This is a genomic window from Nocardiopsis sp. NPDC055824 (assembly GCF_053616335.1).
In genome coordinates, this window is the sequence record NZ_JBSHDN010000039.1 from 1 (window position 1) to 17291 (window position 17291).

A 17291-nucleotide genomic window follows, 5' to 3' on the forward strand; every position below is an offset into this window, starting at 1 on the left:
GTGGTCGGGTGCGCGCCGTCGTCGTGTGCGGGAGCGGTCGGTCAGTCCCCGCCGGAGCCGCTCCGCTCGTCGATCATGCCCTCCATGAGGTTCACCTCCGACTGCTGGGCGTCGATCATCCCCTGGGCGAACCGGGTGACCATCTCCTCGCCGCCCAGGTCCACCTCGGCCTCGGCCATCTCGATGCCGCCCCGGTGGTGGGCGATCATGAGTTCGAGGAACAGGAGTTCGGCCTCCACGCCCTCGGCCTCCTCCAGGGCCTCCAGGTCCTCGGGGCTCGCCAGACCCGGCATGGTGTCGGGGACCTCCCCGCCGCCGTCGCCGTGGTCGTGCCCCTCCATCCAGGTCATCGGAGGCTGGGCCCCCCGGGCGGGCAGGTCCCAGGCCATCAGCCAGCCCTGCATGATGCCGATCTGCGCCTGCTGCGTACGGGTCATGTCGGTGGCGACCGTGTGCAGCTCGGGGTCCTCGGTCTTGTCCAGGATGACCATCGACATGTCCACCGCCTGGGCGTGGTGAGCGCTCATGTCACGCAGGAATCCGGCGTCCGCCCCCGTGTCCAGCGGGTAGGACGGGCGCCCGAGGAGATACCCCGCGGCGAGGGCCAGTGCGACGAGGATCACCGCGGTCCAGGTCGGTACCGAACGCCATGACACCTGCGGGGACGCGCCCTCCTCCGAGAGCCGCTCCGCCCGGGAGCGCTCGTCCTCGTCCGGGGTTCCGTCGGCTTCCCCGACGCCGTCGGCGGCTCCCGAATCGGGGCCGTTCGTCTGTTCCATAGGAACCATCCTGGTCAAATCGCCCAACTGTGGTGCCAAAGTAGAGGATAGATAAGTCCCTTATGTCACCACCCACCTCAGGAGACCCCGTGGCAAAGAAGAAGACGGCGGAGGAGCGCCGCCAACGCGCAGCCGAGCTCAAGGCGCAACGCCTCAAAGAGGAGCGCCGCCGTAAGATCCTTACCATTTCCGGGGTCGTCACCGCTGTGGTTCTGGTGGTGGGCCTGATCGCCTTCCTCGTCTTCATGGAGGTCCGCAGCCGGTCGGTGTCCAACGTGGCCGAGTACGAGGTCCCCTCGTACGAGCACGTCGAGACGGGCCAGCCGGTCGACTACGAGCAGTCCCCGCCCGTGGGCGGCGACCACTGGAGCGCCTGGCAGAACTGCGGCGTGTACCCCGAGCCGGTCACCCCCGAGTTCGCGGTCCACTCCCTGGAGCACGGCGCCGTGTGGATCAACTACGAGCCCGGCCTCCCCGAGGACCAGGTCGAGCAGCTGGTGGGCATGTACAGCGCGGGCGACTACCTCGTCATCAGCCCCTACGAGGGTGAGATGGAGGCGCCGATCGTCGCCTCGAGCTGGGGCCGCCAGATCACGGCCGAGACCGCCGACGACGAGATGCTCCAGCGGTTCGTGCGCCTCTACGAGCGCGGCACCGACGTGCCCGAGCCGGGGGCCTCCTGCTCCGGCCAGGTCGCGGAGACGGCGGCCGAGGTCGAGTCCCTGCTCACCGGTGGGGGAGCCGAGGGCGGCGAGGGCTCCGGCGAGGAGGACCCCGACGCGCCGGCCGAGGGCTCCGAGGAGCAGCCCATGGAGGAAGAGGAGTGACGGCGTCCCCGTCCGCTCCGTGAACGCCTGAGAGGAGGACCCGGCCCCTCGGCCGGGTCCGACGACCGCGGGGGCCGCCGTACGCCGGCGGCCCCCGCCCGTGTGTCCGGGACCGGTCAGAGCTCGCCGTCGGGCAGGGGCGGGACGTGCTCGGAGACCAGGTCGCTGACCGTGCTCAGGGCCCCAGCCGGGGCGCCGTGGGCCGGCGGGACCGACAGTTCGACGTAGGCCTCGCGCCCGACGACCGTGTACAGGGTGGGGGCGTCCTCCGGTTGGGGCAGCCAGGCCACGCCGTTGACCTCCTGGAGGAGGGAGTCCGGAGCGAGGACCACGGGCCGCGGGACCCCGCAGCGCAGTCCGATGGCCGGGTCGCCCCAGGCCGCGGTGAGCTCCGAATCGGGGCGCACCCGGGCGCGCTCGGCCTCCAGCAGTGTGTCCGGCAGCGCCTCGACGAGCCCCGCGCAGGTCCGCGCGGTCGCCTCGTCCGCCTCGGGGGGCTCCATCCGCACGGTCTGTGCGCCGCAGCCCGTGGCCACGAGCGCGACGACCAGAGCCGCTCCGGCGAACCGCTTCAGCACAAGCAACCCCCGGGGTGCCGCCGACGCGGCGGAGCGCGTCAGATGTTGACGATGGGACAGGTGAGGGTCCTGGCGATCCCGTCCAACCGCTGGATCCGCGCCACCACGAGGGTGCCCAGCGAGTCGATGTCGGAGGCCTCGGCCTGGACGATCACATCGTAGGGCCCGGTCACGTCGTGGGCCGTCTCGACCCCCTCGATGCCCCGGATCCGCTCCGCCACCTCCGCAGCCTGACCGACCTCGGTCTGGATCAGGATGTATGCCTGCACCATGAGAACTCCTTCGTGTGCGCCGGGTGTGGGCGGTGAGCGGTTCCCGGCCGAGCCGGGGGTGCGGCCGATGACGAACGGATGACGGACGTGGGTCCGGACCGCTGCGCCGGAGCGTCACCGTACCCTGATCCCTGTGCAGAACACCATTGGGGGCCTGGGGGAGTTCGCTCTGATCACGCGCGTGACGAGCCAATTCCCCACGACGGACGATGTAATCCTCGGACCCGGCGACGACGCGGCGGTCGTCGCGGCGCCCGACGGCCGAACGGTCGCGACCACCGACCTGCTGGTCGAGGGGCGCCACTTCCGGAGGGAGTGGTCCACCGCCCGGGACGTCGGCCACCGGGCCGTCGCCCAGAACTTCGCCGACATCGCCGCGATGGGCGCCCGTCCCACCGGCCTCCTCATCGGCTTCGCCGCCCCCTCCGACCTCCCCGTGGCCTGGGCGGAGGAGTTCACCGCCGGTGTGCGCGACGAGTGCGCGGTCGCGGGCGGGGCCGTCGTGGGCGGCGACATGGTCGGTTCGGACACCCTCACCATCGCCGTCACCGCCCTCGGCGACCTCCAGGGGAGGGCGCCCGTCCGCCGGGACGGGGCCCGGCCGGGCGACGTGGTCGCCTACACCGGTCACCTCGGGCTGTCCGCCGCCGGCCTGGCCCTGCTGGAACGGGGGATCGACGGCCCGGCCGAGTGCCTGTCCGAGCACCGCCGCCCCAGCCCGCCCTACGCGCGGGGCGTCGAGGCGGCCCGGCTCGGCGCCACCGCCATGCTCGACGTGAGCGACGGCCTCGTGCAGGACCTCGGGCACGTCTGCCGGGCCGGCGGCGTACGCATCGACCTGGACTCGGCGGCGCTGCGCCCCGACCCCGCACTCCTGGAGGCGGTCGCCGTTCTCGGCGCCGAGGGGCCCGGGGCGGCGGCGGAGGCCGCGGTCGCCCTCATGGTCGCGGGAGGGGAGGACCACGCGCTGGTCGCGGCGTTCCCCCCGGGCACCGCCCTGCCGGGCCACTGGCACCGGATCGGGTCGGTCACCGATCCCGCGGCAGGGACGCCTGGCGGTGGCGGGGCGGGGGACGAGAACCCTGTCACAGTGGACGGGCGTGCGCCCCGGAACAGGGGCTGGGATCATTTCCGCGAAGGGTGAGCCCCTTTGGATTTGTCCTGTTTGGCTGTCACGCTAGGCTTTGCCAACGCGGCCCGCGTCTCGTTCCGGGCTGACCGCCCGGGTCCGTGTGGCGCGGCGGCCCCGGAAAGCCCCATGAGGAGCGGCCCGGGAACGGGCGGAGAAGACATCCCGGCGTGACCGAGGGCGACGGGCGGGCAGCGGAGCGTCGAGAGGCGGTTTATGGGGCGCCATGGCTGGCAGAACGGCACCCGGCGGGGTGCGCACCGCAGTGAGCCGACGGACGTCGGCGCGCTGCGACGGCTCGGCGGCCTCATCGAGAGCACGGTGCCCAAACGCGTCGAACCGCCCCGGCTCCTCAACGTGCTCGTCGTCTCCGGTGTCATCCTCGGGCTGATCCTGTTCGGCTACAGCACCACGCAGATCTATCTGCAGTTCGGCGGCGCGCCGGGGTCGAGCCGGACGCCGGGGACGCAGGACGGGGCCCAGCCGACCCACGACGCCTCCCCGGGGACGGAGGGGGACGAGTCGGCCGCCGACCGGCCCCGGGTCCCGCAGAACCAGGCGGGCGCGGAGCCCACCACGGTCGCCTACCAGGTGCTGGGGACGACGTCGGCCGGGTTCACCGGCCACGTCACCGTCACCAACACCTCGCGGACCAGGCTCGACGCCTGGGAACTGGCCCTGGCCTTCGACAGCGCCGAGATCACCGACGTGACCGACGCCGACTGGGAGCCGATCGACGACGGCATCCTCGCCCGGCAGCCCGGGGACCGGGACGGGCTGGACCCGGGAGCCTCCGCCACCCTGACCTTCGAGGCCCTGGGCGTTCCGCAGAGCCCGGTGCGCTGCTCCCTCAACGGGCACGTCTGCGAGCTGTGACCCCGGCGGCCGGAGCACGGCCGCCCCCGTGCGGCCGGGCCGCCGCGCCCGGTCCCGTACCGTCGGGGCGGAGGCACGACGAAGGCCCCCCGACCGTGGTCGGAGGGCCATCGAGGAACATGCAGCGGTGCGGGGACCCTAGCGGGTCACCTTGCCGGCCTTGATGCACGAGGTGCAGGCGTTCACGCGCTTGGGCGTGCCACCGACACGGGTGCGAACAGTCTGGATGTTGGGGTTCCAGCGGCGGCGGGTGCGACGGTGCGAGTGGGAAACACTGTTACCGAACCCTGGTCCCTTGCCGCAAACGTCGCATACGGAAGCCACGGTAACTCCATTCAAGCGCTCAGGATCGCGCACGTCGCCGCACGCGAAGATTCATCCGACCGGGAGAGGTCGGGCGGACAGGTCGGCGCGGACGCCAACCGTGGAAGAGTACACGAAGGACAAGGCCGTACACGGATCAGACCGCTGGCCAGCGCCCGTACGCGCAACGGTGGAACGTGGTGTGGTCGAGGACCCCAGCACCCACCGGCGCATCGAATCCCCCATGGCGGGCATGGCGAAAACGCGATGAACTCTGACGAGTATACCCCGGTCCGGTGGGGCGGACGCCCGGCCGCCGACGGGGCCCGCCGACGGCCGGCCCCCGGAATCCCGGCGGACGACGACGCGGTGGGCGCCCGAGCGTCGCAGCGGGGGTCTACCGTTGCGGTGACCAGCGATCCAGAGACGCCTGGACGGGAACAGACGTGACTACCTGGGACGAACCGCTGAGCAGGGGACCGCTCAGGGGCAAGACGGCGAAGGCGCTCGCCGAGAAGCTCGACCTGCACACCCTCGGTGACCTGCTGCGCTACTACCCGCGCAGGTACGACCGGCGGGGCGACCTCACCGACCTCGCCGCGCTGCGCGAGGGGGAGGAGGTCACCGTGCAGGCCCGCGTCCTGGACGCGAGGAGGCGGACCGTCCCCGCCAGGCAGGGGCGCCGGCGCATGGACATGATGGAGGCCACCGTCACCGACGGCACCGGCCGCCTGCACCTGACCTTCTTCAACCGGGGCTCGTACCACCAGAACGCGCTCGTCCCCGGGCGGCTGGCCATGTTCTCCGGGCGGGTGTCCACCTTCAAGGGCCGCCGCCAGCTCGACCACCCCCAGTACGAGCTCCTCGACGAGGAGGGCGACACGGAGGAGCGGGCCCAGGCCTACGCCGACGAGCTCATCCCCGTGTACCCGGCGGTCAAGGGCCTGGACTCCACGACGATCGCGCGCACGGTCGCCACCGTCCTCGCCGACGTCGACAGCCTCCCCGACCCGCTCCCCCCCGGGCTGCGCGGGAGCCGCGGGCTGCTCGGCGTCGCCGACGCGCTGCGCCGCATCCACCGGCCCGCGGAGTGGGCCGACGTCGGCGCGGCCCGGCGCCGCCTCAAGTGGGACGAGGCGTTCGTGCTCCAGCTCGCGCTCGCCCGCCGCCGCAGGCAGGCCGAGGAGCTGCCGGCCAAGCCCCGGCCCGGGGTGGACGGGGGGATCCTCGACGCCTTCGACGCACAGCTCCCGTTCACGCTCACCGACGGCCAGAGGGAGGTCGGCGAACGCCTCGCCCGGCGCCTCGACGCCTCCCACCCCATGCACTGCCTGCTCCAGGGCGACGTGGGCGCGGGCAAGACCCTGGTGGCGCTGCGCGCGATGCTCCGCGTGGTCGACTCCGGCGGCCAGGCGGTCATGCTCGCCCCCACCGAGGTCCTCGCCCAGCAGCACCACCGCTCCGTCAACGCCATGCTCGGCGCCCTCGGACGCGCCGGGCAGATCGACGGGGCCGACACCGCGACCAGGGTCGCCCTGCTCACCGGTTCCATGAACGCGGCCGCCCGCAGGGAGGCCCTGCTGGACGCCGCCTCCGGCGCCGCGGGGATCGTCGTCGGCACCCACGCCCTCCTCCAGGAGCACGTGTCCTTCGCGGACCTGGGGCTCGTGGTGGTGGACGAGCAGCACCGGTTCGGTGTGGAGCAGCGCGACGCCCTGCGGGAGAAGGCCGTGGACGGCCGTCCGCACGTGCTCGTGATGACCGCCACGCCGATCCCGCGCACCGTCGCGATGACCGTCTACGGGGACCTCGACGTGGTCGCCCTCACACAGCTGCCCTCCGGGCGGGCCCCCGTCTCCACGCACGTGGTGCCCGCCGCGGAGAAGCCGCACTTCCTGACCCGGGGCTGGGAGCGCATCAGGGAGGAGGCGGCCGAGGGCCACCAGGCCTTCGTGGTCTGTCCGAGGATCGGCGACGACGACGCCGGGGAGGCCGGCGAGGAGGTCGGCGCCGCCCCGGAGGGGGACGCCCCCGGCGGGCGCCCCCCGCTCGCCGTGCTGGAGGTGGCGGCCCGGCTCGCGGAGGGCCCGCTCTCCGGTCTGCGTGTGGAGAGTCTGCACGGCCGGATGGCCCCGGACGACAAGGACGCCGTCATGCGCCGCTTCTCCGCGGGGGAGACCGACGCGGTCGTCTCCACCACCGTCATCGAGGTCGGCGTGGACGTGCCCAACGCCACTGTGATGGTCATCATGGACGCGGACCGGTTCGGGGTCTCCCAGCTCCACCAGCTGAGGGGCCGGGTCGGGCGGGGCGGGCTGCCCGGGCTGTGCCTGCTGGTCACCGACGCGGAGGAGGGCTCGCCGGCCCGGGAGCGGCTGGCGGCCGTGGCGGCGACCACCGACGGGTTCGAGCTGTCCCGCGTGGACCTGGAGATGAGGCGCGAGGGCGACGTCCTGGGCGACTCCCAGTCGGGGGCCCGCTCCAGCCTGCGGATGCTCACCCTGCTCAAGGACGAGGAGTTGATCGGCGAGGCCCGGGAGGAGGCCACCGCCTACGTGGCCGAGGACCCCGGGCTGGAGGCCCACCCCCCGCTGGCCGAGGCCCTCGAGGCGCTCCTCCCGGAGGAGCGGGCGGAGTACCTCGACAAGACCTGACCGGGGAGGCGAGGGGCCGGGCGCGAGGCGGCCGGGGCTGTCCGGGGTTCTCCTGCCCCGGACGGGACACTCCGCTCCGCCGCGCCCCGGCCCCGTGTCCGGCGCGACCCGCCGGGCGTCCGGGCCCGCCCCCGTGGGGTTCCGGGATCCGGCTCCGCCCCGGCGGAGTCCCGGCCCCTGCGGCGCACCGGGCCCCGCCCGCCGACCCGCCCGTCCACAGGCGGGCGACGGGTCTGGCGGGCCCCGCCGACCGGCCTACCGTGGTATCAGGGGGCCGCCGGCTCCGCCCGCACCGTGCTGCCCCCGGTCGGCACCGCGGCCCGCCGCCCCCGGCCGCTACCGTGGGGGCATGACCCGCATCATCGCCGGGACGGCCCGCGGACGGCGCATCTCCGCGCCCGACGGCCGCAACACCCGCCCCACCAGCGACCGCGCCCGCGAGGCGCTGTTCTCCTCCGCCCGGTCCGACCTCGGCCCGCTCGACGGCCTCCGCGTCCTGGACCTGTACGCGGGCTCCGGGGCGATCGGCCTGGAGGCCCTGTCCCGCGGCGCCGCCCACGCGCTGCTGGTGGAGGCCGACCGCAAGGCCGCCCAGGTGATCCGGGACAACATCGCGGTGCTCGGGTTCTCCGGAGCGCGCCTGGCGTCCGACCGGGTGGAACGGGTCGTCGGCCAGGACAACCCCGGCGCGCCCTACGACCTCGTGGTGGCCGACCCGCCCTACGCCGTCACCGACGACGAGGTCGCCGGAGTCCTCGGTGACCTCGCCGGGCGCGGCTGGCTCACCCCGGACGCCCTCGTCGTCGTCGAGCGCTCCAAGCGCGGCGCCGAACCCGCGTGGCCCCCGGGGCTGGAGCTCGACCGCAGCCGCGGGTACGGGGAGGCGGTTCTCTGGTACGCCCGCCCGTCACCCTCCACCGCCCTCGACTGACGCCTGCGGCGCGGTTCCTCCAGGGCCCGTCACCCACACGCCCCCGCGCCCGCCTGCGGCGCCCCGCCCCCGGTCCCCGCGGTTCCGCGCCCCTCCCCGGTGCGTTCCCGCACACCCCCGTCCGCCCCCCACGAGCGCCTCCGGCCACGACGAGAACCGGTCGAAAGCGGGCAGAGTGTCTGTTTTCGCACATGCGGGGTAGGGGTCCCCGGGGGCGGGGGGTGAGTCCGGGGCGGTTGTCGTGCGACAAGCGCACGAGAGTCCGGACCGTGCGTGAATGCGGACACTAAGTGGGTGTTGCCCGGATTGGCGCAGGAGTGAGCCCCTACCATCGCGTTACCCGAAGGTAGTTCTTGAGAGGGGCGATCCACCGTGCGCCGTGTCGTCTGTCCGGGGTCCTTCGACCCGGTGACCTACGGTCATATCGACATCATCGGCAGGGCGGCCAAGCAGTACGACGAGGTCGTCGCCGCCGTGCTCAACAACGTCAACAAGCGCGGGCTGTTCAGCGTCCCGGAGAAGCTGGACATGCTGGAGGAGGGCACCGCGGAGTTCGACAACGTCCGGATCAGCGAGTTCGACGGCCTCCTCGTCGACTTCTGCCGCGAGAACGGCATCGAGACCATCGTGCGCAGCCTGCGCTCGGTCAGCGATTTCGACTACGAGCTCCAGATCGCCCAGATGAACTACCGCCTCTCGGGTGTGGAGACGGTGTTCATGACGGCGAACCCCCAGTACTCGTTCCTGTCCTCCAGCCTGGTGCGCGAGATCGCCCAGCACAGGGGCGACGTCTCCAGCCTGGTCACCCCCTACGTCCAGGGCCGCCTGCGGGAGAAGTACGCGAAGAGGGACTCCCAGGGCTGAGGGGCTCCGGCCCGCGGATCCGCCGCACGCGCGGGTCCCGGTCCCGCCCCGCGGCGGCGCGGACGGCGCCCGACCCTGTTCCGGAAGGCCCTGGCACAGCGCTGATCGGGGCCTGATTTGGGTGGTCGGGGACATGATAGGTAGGATCAGGGTTTGACCATGGGCGTCGCCGGTTCTCGGTGTGCGCTCGCGCTGGTCGCGGCCGTCGTCACGACGCCTTCCGCGCGCCCGGCGACCCGTCTTCTCGTGAAAGCGCGATTACCCTGTCTCGTCTAGATCCTCGCGACCCGTTCGTGGTCGACACCCGCCAGCTGGGCCGCCAGCCGGGGTCGATGCGGACCGTCAACCGCATCGTGACCGTCCCCGAGGCGTTCGCGACGGCGATGGCAGCCGTGCCCGAGGGCAGCGAGGTCGAGCTGGACCTGCGGCTGGAGGCGGTGATGGAGGGCGTCCTCGTCACCGGCACCGTGCGCGGCCAGCTCACCGCGGAGTGCTCGCGCTGCCTCGACCCCCTGTCCGACGACATGGAGGCGGGCTTCCAGGAGATGTACCGCTACCCCGGCGACGAGGACGACAAGGTCTCCGGGGCGGACGAGGACGCGGCCGACGAGGATGAGGACTACTATCTAGAGGGCGATCTGCTCGACCTCGAACCGGTGGTCCGAGACGCCGTCGTGCTGGCGCTCCCACTCTCACCGCTGTGCGGACCGGACTGCCCCGGCCTGTGCTCCGAGTGCGGGGCCAAACTCGCCGAGGTCGGCCCCGACCACGGCCACGGTGACAACGTCGACCCCCGTTGGGAGGCGCTCCGCGATCTCGCGGACGACCCCGGCGAACGATGAGCTCGTGAACCGATCGCGGACGGCGCCTGTCGGCGCCGGCGACGACCGGAGCACACCCTCCCCGCCACAGCGCGCGGGGTGACCAGATAAGCGACCTCCCGCGACCGCGCGGGGGTGACCCAGGAGGATTGAAGTGGCCGTCCCGAAGCGGAAGATGTCGCGGAGCAACACCCGGACCCGCCGTTCCCAGTGGAAGGCTTCGCGCCCGGTGCTGGTCAACTGCCCGCGCTGCCGTGACCCGAAGCAGCCCCACATCGCGTGCCCGACGTGCGGCACCTACAACAACCGCCAGGTCATCAACCCGGCCTAGGCGCGGATGACAGGCTTCGGGTCCCGGTACCCGATTCCCGACTCATCTCGGGGCGGACCCTCCACGGGTCCGCCCCGTCGTGCTTGCCGGGGCGGGGAGGCCGCCGGCGCCCTGACCGGGCGGGCGCTCGCGAGACAGCGCGGCGCCGGGGTTTGTAGAGTGATCCCAGAGACAGCGGGCACACGACGACAAGCAACAGGAACACCGAGCACCACACCAGAGATCCGGGCCCCTCGGGTTCCCGAGTTCGTGGTGGTTGCCGGGGGAGCGGACGCTCCCGCGACGGTCACCTCGTTTTCGAGCACCCCTGACGGGCCGCGGGGTCCACACCCGACTCCAGCCGTCCGCGCGCCGCTCCACGGCGCGTACGAACAGGGAAGTGAACGAGTGGCTAGCCAACTCTCCGTCTCCGAGGCCCGGGCTTTCCATCGGGCCATCGGGGTCGAGGTCGACTCGAAGATCCTGCTCCGGGCCCTGACCCACCGCTCCTACGCCTACGAGAAGGGCGGGCTGCCGACCAACGAGCGCCTGGAGTTCCTGGGCGACTCCGTCCTCGGCCTGGTGGTGACCGACACCCTCTTCCGCAAGCACCCCGACCTGCCCGAGGGGCAGCTCGCCAAGCTGCGGGCCGCCGTCGTCAACATGCGCGCGCTCGCCGACGTGGCCCGCGGCCTGGGCATCGGCGCCTACATCCGCCTCGGCCGGGGCGAGGAGGGCACCGGGGGCCGGGACAAGTCCTCGATCCTCGCCGACACCCTCGAGGCCATCATTGGCGCCGTCTACCTGGACAGGGGTCTGGACGTGGCGTCGGAGTTCGTGCACAGGCTCTTCGACCCGCTCATCGCCACCGCCTCCGGGCTGGGGGCGGGCCTGGACTGGAAGACCTCCCTCCAGGAGCTCACCGCGGCCGAGATGCTCGGCGTCCCCGAGTACCACGTGGACGAGAGCGGCCCCGACCACCAGAAGACCTTCCGGGCCACGGTCCGCGTCGCGGGGGAGAGCTACGGCCTGGGCGAGGGCCGCAGCAAGAAGGAGGCCGAGCAGCAGGCCGCCGAGTCCGCGTGGAAGGCCATCAAGGCCAGGTCCGAGGCACGGGCCGCCGAGACCGCCGGGGACAACACCTCCGGCGAGGGCCGGGGCTGAGGCGGCCATGCCCGAACTGCCCGAGGTCGAGGTCGTCCGCCGCGGACTGGCCGAACACGCGGTCGGCCGTTCCATCGGCGCCGTCGAGGTCCTGCACCCCAGGTCGGTACGGCGCCACGAGCCCGGCGCCGCCGACTTCGCCGCCCGTCTGGAGGGCCGTGTCCCCACGTCGGCACGCCGGCGCGGGAAGTACCTGTGGCTCGTCCTGGACAGCGGCGAGATGCTCCTCGCCCACCTGGGGATGAGCGGGCAGATGCTGGTCCAGCCCGCGGGCAAGCCCGACGAGCGTCACCTGCGGGTGCGCCTGCCCCTCTCGGACGGCGCCGAACTGCGCTTCGTGGACCAGCGGACCTTCGGCCACGTGATGGTGGACGTTCCCGGCGAGCGCGTCGACGTGCCGTCGTCCGTGGACCACATCGCCCTGGACCCGCTGGACCCCGCGTTCGTCCCGGAGGCGTTCGTGCGGGCGCTGCGCGCGAGGGACACCGAGGTCAAGCGGGCGCTGCTGGACCAGTCGCTCATCAGCGGCGTCGGCAACATCTACGCGGACGAGGCGCTGTGGCGGGCCGGCCTGCACTGGGCGCACTCCACGCGGGCCCTGTCGGGCGGCCGGGCGACGGAGCTGCTGGGGCACGCGCGCGACGTGATGACCGAGGCGCTGGAGGTGGGAGGGACCACCTTCGACGGCCTGTACGTCAACGTCAACGGGGAGAGCGGCTACTTCTCACGCGGGCTCAACGCCTACGGGCGGAGGGACCGGCCGTGCGGCCGCTGCGGCACGGCCATCGTGCGCGAGGCGTTCATGAACCGCTCCTCGTTCAGCTGTCCGCGCTGCCAGAAGCGGCCGCGACCGCGCTCCTGAGGGGACACGGGACCAGGGCACGGGCCCGGCGGGTGACCCGGTGGATTCCGGGAGCACTCTTGCCGTGCTCCTGACGGAGTCCTGGACGTCCCGGTGCCGGACCTTGGGCGTGTCGGTGAGAGAACTCTGTCTGTCGGGTAAGGAAGCAGGTCGGACCGTGGGGAACGAGAGCGCATCCGTGCGGATGACCGCCTGGGTGCGGGGACACGTCCAAGGAGTGGGTTTCCGCTGGTGGACGCGTGCTCGCGCCCTTGAACTGGGGTTGACCGGGGCCGCCACGAACCTCGAGGACGGCCGGGTCGAGGTGGTCGCCGAAGGCCCGAGGGATGCCTGTGAACGCCTTCTTGGCCATCTCCGGGGCGGCGGTACACCCGGTCGTGTGGACTCCGTGGTCGAACGTTGGGCTCCGGCTGGGGGCAGGTTCACCGGTTTCGTCGAGCGGTGAGTATGCTGGAGGCGTAACGCGATTCGAGCACACCGCGGAACCGCGGCGGCCCAGAGGGCTCGTGGCAAGGGTTCCGGGGGGTGTGGGGCGATCATCGTGCGGGACCCCTGGAGGCCCGCACACGCCGGCGGAGCCGGGGGTCGTCACGTTTGAATCGTGCGCCACCACGTGCCCAGATCGTCTCTCGCTGGGTTGTGGTCGTTACGTACTGTCGTAATCCAATCTTGACCGGCGGCGCGCAGAGTGAGACTCTGGAAGGCACATCGCGCAACCTTCCACCCGCGTAGAGGACAACTCCAGTTGGAAATCCCGCGGGACATCGCATGCGCAGAATCCACTGGTCACTCAGTGTGGAGGACCTACATCATGGCGAAGGCTCTGTTTGGCCACGTCGGCGGCTCCGACCCTCGGATGGTCTCGGAGATGCGGCGGCTGCAGAAGCGGGTACGCGACCTCGAGGACGAGATCAGCCGCCTTCAGGCACAGAACGACCAGCTCAACATGGCCGTCACCGATGTCGCCGCCGGCGCGACCGACCGCGAGCCCGCGCTCGCCTGACCCGCGCCACCGACGTACCGGCCGACAGGCCGACCGTTTCCGGGATGTTCCGTTCACCGGCGGGGGCGCCGAACGCGTCATCCAGGCGTCCCTGAGGAACCCGTCGGCCACCACGGTCCGGCGAGAGCCCGCACGCCGCAGATTTTCCTTTCCCTTGCGGCTTCCTTTACCGTTGTACCCGGCGGACCCTGTCACAACCCTCCGTGTCCGCCGGACATCCCCCCTCCCCCGATCCCGGCCCCGACCCAGGTCAGCGGCCGATTCCATCGGAGGACGTCGGCCGGAACCACCCCCCGCGGTCACCGCTTCGTGGCACCCTTGGATGGTCGTGCCGTGAATGGCAGGTGAGCGCCGTGGGAGGTGTGCGTGTATCTGAAGAATCTGACGCTGCGCGGCTTCAAGTCGTTCGCGTCGGCCACCACCCTGCGTTTCGAGCCCGGGATCACCTGTGTGGTCGGTCCCAACGGCTCGGGCAAGTCCAACGTCGTCGACGCGCTCTCCTGGGTGATGGGGGAACAGGGGGCCAAGTCCCTGCGCGGCGGCAAGATGGAGGACGTGATCTTCGCGGGCACCTCCACCCGCCAGGCGCTGGGCCGTGCCGAGGTCAGCCTCACCATCGACAACACCGACGGCGCCCTGCCCATCGACTACACCGAGGTCACCATCAAGCGGACCATGTTCCGCAACGGCGGCTCGGAGTACGCCATCAACGGCGACACCTGCCGCCTCCTCGACATCCAGGACCTGCTCAGCGACTCCGGCATCGGCCGCGAGATGCACGTCATCGTGGGCCAGGGGCAGCTGGACACCGTCCTGCACGCCGGCCCCGAGGAGCGCCGCGCCCTCATCGAGGAGGCGGCCGGCATCCTCAAGCACCGCAAGCGCAAAGAGAAGGCGATCCGCAAGCTCAACGCGATGCAGGGCAACCTCGACCGCGTCAACGACCTGACCGCCGAGCTGCGCCGCCAGCTCAAGCCGCTGGGCCGCCAGGCCGAGCTGGCCCGCAGGGCCGCCGTCATCCAGGCCGACCTGCGCGACGCGCGCCTGCGCCTGCTGGCCGACGACATCGTCACCCTCACCGAGCAGCTCGCCAAGGAGGAGGCCGACGAGAAGGAGGTCCTCACCCGGCGCCAGGCGGCGGAGACGGCCCTCGCCCGGACACAGGAGCGCGAGACCGAGCTGGAGGCCCAGGCCACCGCGGCCGCGCCCGCCCTCGCCCAGGCCTCCGAGACCTACCACGCGCTCTCCCGCCTCACCGAGCGGCTCGACGCCGTGCGCGGCCTCGCCGACGAGCGCCACCGCAACCTGGCCGACGTCGCGGACGAGCCCGTCCACCGCCGCGACCCCGAGGAACTGGAGACGGAGGCCGAGGAGGCCGCCGCCCAGGAGGAGGAGCTGCTCACCCGGCTGGAGGAGGCCCGCGAGGCCCTGGAGGCCACCGTCACCGAGCGGTCCGCCGCCGAGGACGCGCTGCACCGCGAGGAGAAGCGGCTGGAGGCCGCCGCCCGCGCCGCCTCCGAGCGCCGTGAGGGCCTCGTCCGCCTGTCCGCCCGGGTGGAGGGCCTGCGCGGCCGGCTGTCCTCCGACGAGGACGAGACCACGAGGCTGGAGGAGTCCGCCCGGCAGGCCGCGGAGCGCGCCCGACAGGCGCAGGCGGAGTACGAGATGGCCGCCGAGGAGTCCGCCGGGCTGGACGAGGGCGACGCCGAACTCGACTCCGCACAGGAACTGGCGGCCCGTCAGCTCTCCGCGGCCGACACCGACCTCAACCGGCTCCGCGACGCCGAGCGCACCGCCGAGGGCGAGCGTTCCGCCCTCTTCGCCCGCAAGGAGGCCCTCGAGCTGGGCCTGGCGCACAAGGACGGCGCGGGCCCCCTCCTCGACTCCGGCCTGCCCGGCATGCTGGGCGGGTTCGCCGCACTCGTCCAGGTCGACCCCGGACACGAGACCGCGGTCGCGGCGGCCTTCGGCGCGGCCGCGGGAGCCGTCGCGGTGGAGTCCCCCGACACGGCCGTCGCCGCCCTCGAACTCCTCCGGGCCCGCGACGCGGGCCGCGCGGGCGTCGTCGTCGCCGACGCCGTGCCCTCCGCGCCCCGCGAGACCTGGCCCGTACTGCCCGCCGGCGTCCGGTACGCCGTCGACGCCGTCGTGGTCCCGGACCACCTCCGGGGAGCCGTCACCGCGCTGCTCGACCGGACCGCCCTGGCCGACGACGTCCACGCGGCCCGCGCCCTCGTCGCCGCCCTGCCCGGGGTCCGGGCCGTCACCCCCGAGGGCGACCTGTTCACCGAGGCGCTGGTGCAGGGCGGCTCCGCCGGGGCGCCCAGCCTCCTGGAGGTCCAGGCCGCGGTGGACGAGGCGGGGGAGAGGTTGGAGGCGGCCACCGAGAGCGCCAAGCGGATCGCCGCCGAACTCGAGGCCAAGAAGCGCGAACGGGCCGATCTGGCCGCCCGGGCCGACGAGCTCACCGCCCGCCGCCGCCAGAGCGACCGCAAGCGCAACGAGTCCGCGCAGAGGCTGGGCAAGCTCGGCGGCCAGGCGCGTTCGGCGGAGGCGGAGTCCGAGCGCTACGCGGCCGCCGCGGCCACGTCCTCCGCCGCGAGGGACGAGAACGCCGAGAAGCTGGCGCGGCTGGAGGAGGAGCTGGCCGAGGCCGAGGAGGTGGCCGCCTCCATCGAGGAGGACGCCCCCGACGCGCAGACCCGCGACGAGCTCGCCGTCCGGGCCTCGCGGTCCCGGGCCACCGAGATGGAGCGCCGCCTGGCGGTGCGCACCGCCGAGGAGCGGGCCCGGTCGATCGCCGGGCGCGCCGAGCAGCTGCGCGCCCAGGCCTTCGAGGAGCGGCGTGCCATGGAGCGCGCCGTCGAGCGCCGGCGGGCCCGCGCCGCGCAGGCCACCGTCGCCCGGGCGGTGGCCGAGAGCGCGCGGCTGGCCCTGGAGCGGATCGCCGTGTCCCTCGCGGCCGCCGAGAACGAGCGGGCCGTCGCCGAGGCCGGGAAGGAGGCGCGCGACGGCGAGCTGAGGACCGTGCGCGCACGGGTCCGCGAGCTGTCCGTCGACCTGGAGAAGCTGACCAGCTCGGCGCACAGCGGCGAGGTGGCCCGCGCCGAACGGCGCCTGCGCCTGGAGCAGCTGGAGACCAGGGCGATGGAGGAGCTGGGCGTCGACGTGCCCACACTCGTCGCCGAGTACGGTCCGCGCGTGCCCGTGCCGCCGCCCGCCGACGCGGGCGAGGAGGCCGTGCCGCTGCCGTACGTGCGCGAGGTGCAGGCCAAGCGGGCCAAGGCCGCCGAGCGCCAGCTCAACCAGCTGGGCAAGATCAATCCGCTGGCCCTGGAGGAGTTCGCCGCCCTGGAGGAGCGGCACGCGTTCCTCAACGCGCAGCTGGAGGATCTCAAGAAGACCCGGCGCGACCTGATGGACATCGTCCAGGAGGTGGACGCCCGCGTGCAGGAGGTGTTCGCGTCCGCCTACCTGGACGTGGAGCGCGAGTTCGCGGCGATCTTCGGCCGCCTGTTCCCGGGGGGCGAGGGGCGCCTGCTCCTCACCTCGCCCGAGGACATGCTGACCACCGGCATCGAGGTCGAGGCCCGGCCGCCCGGCAAGAAGGTCAAGCGGCTGTCCCTGCTGTCCGGCGGGGAGCGGTCCCTGACCGCGGTGGCGTTCCTCGCGGCGATCTTCAAGGCGCGCCCGTCGCCGTTCTACGTGATGGACGAGGTCGAGGCGGCCCTGGACGACACCAACCTCCAGCGGCTGCTGGTGATCTTCGAGGAGCTGCGCGCCTCGTCGCAGCTGATCGTCATCACCCACCAGAAGCGCACCATGGAGGCGGCCGACGCGCTGTACGGCGTCACGATGCAGGGCGACGGCATCTCGCAGGTCATCAGCCAGAAGCTCGTGCGCCCGGCCTGAGGCCGG

The 17291-nt window shown here is 73.0% G+C and carries 17 protein-coding genes; 13 read left to right on the forward strand and 4 right to left on the reverse strand.

The genetic code is table 11. From position 1 onward, the window contains the following. Positions 1 to 41: 41 nt before the first annotated feature. A complete protein-coding gene (locus tag ACWGL3_RS11075) occupies positions 42 to 779 on the reverse strand; it encodes a DUF305 domain-containing protein (protein ID WP_267946469.1) in 738 nt (245 codons plus the stop codon). A gap of 89 nt (positions 780 to 868) precedes the next feature. Here ACWGL3_RS11075 and ACWGL3_RS11080 point away from each other — a divergent pair, with 89 nt between their 5' ends. Then, a complete protein-coding gene (locus ACWGL3_RS11080; RefSeq protein WP_267946468.1) occupies positions 869 to 1606 on the forward strand; it encodes a DUF3105 domain-containing protein in 738 nt (245 codons plus the stop codon). 116 nt (positions 1607 to 1722) lie between these two features. Here ACWGL3_RS11080 and ACWGL3_RS11085 read toward each other — a convergent pair whose 3' ends face one another. Further along, the gene (locus ACWGL3_RS11085; RefSeq protein ID WP_452461210.1) at positions 1723 to 2184 is read right to left on the reverse strand and encodes a DUF3515 domain-containing protein; all 462 of its coding nucleotides are present in this window, start codon (positions 2182 to 2184) and stop codon (positions 1723 to 1725) included. 38 nt (positions 2185 to 2222) lie between these two features. Beyond that, positions 2223 to 2456 (reverse strand): Lrp/AsnC family transcriptional regulator, encoded by a 234-nt coding sequence (locus ACWGL3_RS11090; protein WP_267946466.1) that lies wholly within the window; start codon positions 2454 to 2456, stop codon positions 2223 to 2225. A 133-nt stretch (positions 2457 to 2589) separates the two neighbouring features. On the opposite strand from ACWGL3_RS11090, the gene ACWGL3_RS11095 reads away from it, so the two are divergent. Continuing rightward, the gene (locus ACWGL3_RS11095) at positions 2590 to 3600 is read left to right on the forward strand and encodes a thiamine-phosphate kinase (protein ID WP_267946465.1); all 1011 of its coding nucleotides are present in this window, start codon (positions 2590 to 2592) and stop codon (positions 3598 to 3600) included. Between the two features lie 201 nt (positions 3601 to 3801). Continuing rightward, positions 3802 to 4461 carry a cellulose binding domain-containing protein gene (locus ACWGL3_RS11100; RefSeq protein ID WP_267946464.1) on the forward strand — a complete coding sequence of 220 codons (660 nt, stop codon included), beginning with the start codon at positions 3802 to 3804 and terminating at the stop codon, positions 4459 to 4461. A 138-nt stretch (positions 4462 to 4599) separates the two neighbouring features. On the opposite strand, the gene rpmB is transcribed toward ACWGL3_RS11100, so the two are convergent. Then, positions 4600 to 4785, reverse strand: a complete 186-nt coding sequence (gene rpmB / locus ACWGL3_RS11105; protein ID WP_013151263.1) for a 50S ribosomal protein L28 — start codon at positions 4783 to 4785, stop codon at positions 4600 to 4602. A 425-nt stretch (positions 4786 to 5210) separates the two neighbouring features. Between rpmB and recG the strand changes: the two genes are divergently transcribed. The 10 genes from recG (at position 5211) to smc (ending at position 17285) form a co-directional block, all read left to right on the forward strand. Continuing rightward, positions 5211 to 7418: an ATP-dependent DNA helicase RecG gene (recG, locus tag ACWGL3_RS11110; protein WP_267946463.1), complete on the forward strand. Its 2208-nt coding sequence runs from the start codon at positions 5211 to 5213 to the stop codon at positions 7416 to 7418. 349 nt (positions 7419 to 7767) lie between these two features. Next, positions 7768 to 8349, forward strand: a complete 582-nt coding sequence (gene rsmD, locus ACWGL3_RS11115) for a 16S rRNA (guanine(966)-N(2))-methyltransferase RsmD (protein WP_267946462.1) — start codon at positions 7768 to 7770, stop codon at positions 8347 to 8349. A 372-nt stretch (positions 8350 to 8721) separates the two neighbouring features. Further along, positions 8722 to 9213, forward strand: a complete 492-nt coding sequence (gene coaD / locus ACWGL3_RS11120) for a pantetheine-phosphate adenylyltransferase (RefSeq protein ID WP_267946461.1) — start codon at positions 8722 to 8724, stop codon at positions 9211 to 9213. A gap of 293 nt (positions 9214 to 9506) precedes the next feature. Then, complete coding sequence (locus ACWGL3_RS11125; RefSeq protein WP_267946460.1) at positions 9507 to 10055, forward strand: YceD family protein; 549 nt, start codon at positions 9507 to 9509, stop codon at positions 10053 to 10055. A gap of 133 nt (positions 10056 to 10188) precedes the next feature. Further along, positions 10189 to 10365, forward strand: a complete 177-nt coding sequence (gene rpmF, locus ACWGL3_RS11130; RefSeq protein ID WP_121187691.1) for a 50S ribosomal protein L32 — start codon at positions 10189 to 10191, stop codon at positions 10363 to 10365. A gap of 387 nt (positions 10366 to 10752) precedes the next feature. Continuing rightward, on the forward strand, positions 10753 to 11508 hold the full coding sequence (gene rnc / locus ACWGL3_RS11135; protein ID WP_267946459.1) for a ribonuclease III: 756 nt from the start codon (positions 10753 to 10755) through the stop codon (positions 11506 to 11508). Positions 11509 to 11515: 7 nt separating this feature from the next. Next, complete coding sequence (mutM, locus tag ACWGL3_RS11140) at positions 11516 to 12370, forward strand: bifunctional DNA-formamidopyrimidine glycosylase/DNA-(apurinic or apyrimidinic site) lyase (protein WP_267946458.1); 855 nt, start codon at positions 11516 to 11518, stop codon at positions 12368 to 12370. A gap of 184 nt (positions 12371 to 12554) precedes the next feature. Continuing rightward, positions 12555 to 12815 (forward strand): acylphosphatase, encoded by a 261-nt coding sequence (locus ACWGL3_RS11145; RefSeq protein WP_267950509.1) that lies wholly within the window; start codon positions 12555 to 12557, stop codon positions 12813 to 12815. 366 nt (positions 12816 to 13181) lie between these two features. Continuing rightward, positions 13182 to 13373, forward strand: a complete 192-nt coding sequence (locus tag ACWGL3_RS11150) for a hypothetical protein (RefSeq protein WP_267946457.1) — start codon at positions 13182 to 13184, stop codon at positions 13371 to 13373. 366 nt (positions 13374 to 13739) lie between these two features. After that, positions 13740 to 17285, forward strand: coding sequence for a chromosome segregation protein SMC (gene smc, locus ACWGL3_RS11155; RefSeq protein ID WP_267946456.1), 3546 nt, complete (start codon positions 13740 to 13742; stop codon positions 17283 to 17285). Positions 17286 to 17291 lie beyond the last annotated feature (6 nt).

Coding starts and splice junctions, on each gene's coding strand:
- ACWGL3_RS11075 (WP_267946469.1), bottom strand. CDS start 779: ATGGAACAGACGAACGGCCCCGATTCGGGAGCCGCCGACGGCGTCGGG.
- ACWGL3_RS11100 (WP_267946464.1), top strand. CDS start 3,802: ATGGGGCGCCATGGCTGGCAGAACGGCACCCGGCGGGGTGCGCACCGC.
- ACWGL3_RS11145 (WP_267950509.1), top strand. CDS start 12,555: ATGACCGCCTGGGTGCGGGGACACGTCCAAGGAGTGGGTTTCCGCTGG.
- ACWGL3_RS11150 (WP_267946457.1), top strand. CDS start 13,182: ATGGCGAAGGCTCTGTTTGGCCACGTCGGCGGCTCCGACCCTCGGATG.
- rsmD (WP_267946462.1), top strand. CDS start 7,768: ATGACCCGCATCATCGCCGGGACGGCCCGCGGACGGCGCATCTCCGCG.
- mutM (WP_267946458.1), top strand. CDS start 11,516: ATGCCCGAACTGCCCGAGGTCGAGGTCGTCCGCCGCGGACTGGCCGAA.
- ACWGL3_RS11090 (WP_267946466.1), bottom strand. CDS start 2,456: ATGGTGCAGGCATACATCCTGATCCAGACCGAGGTCGGTCAGGCTGCG.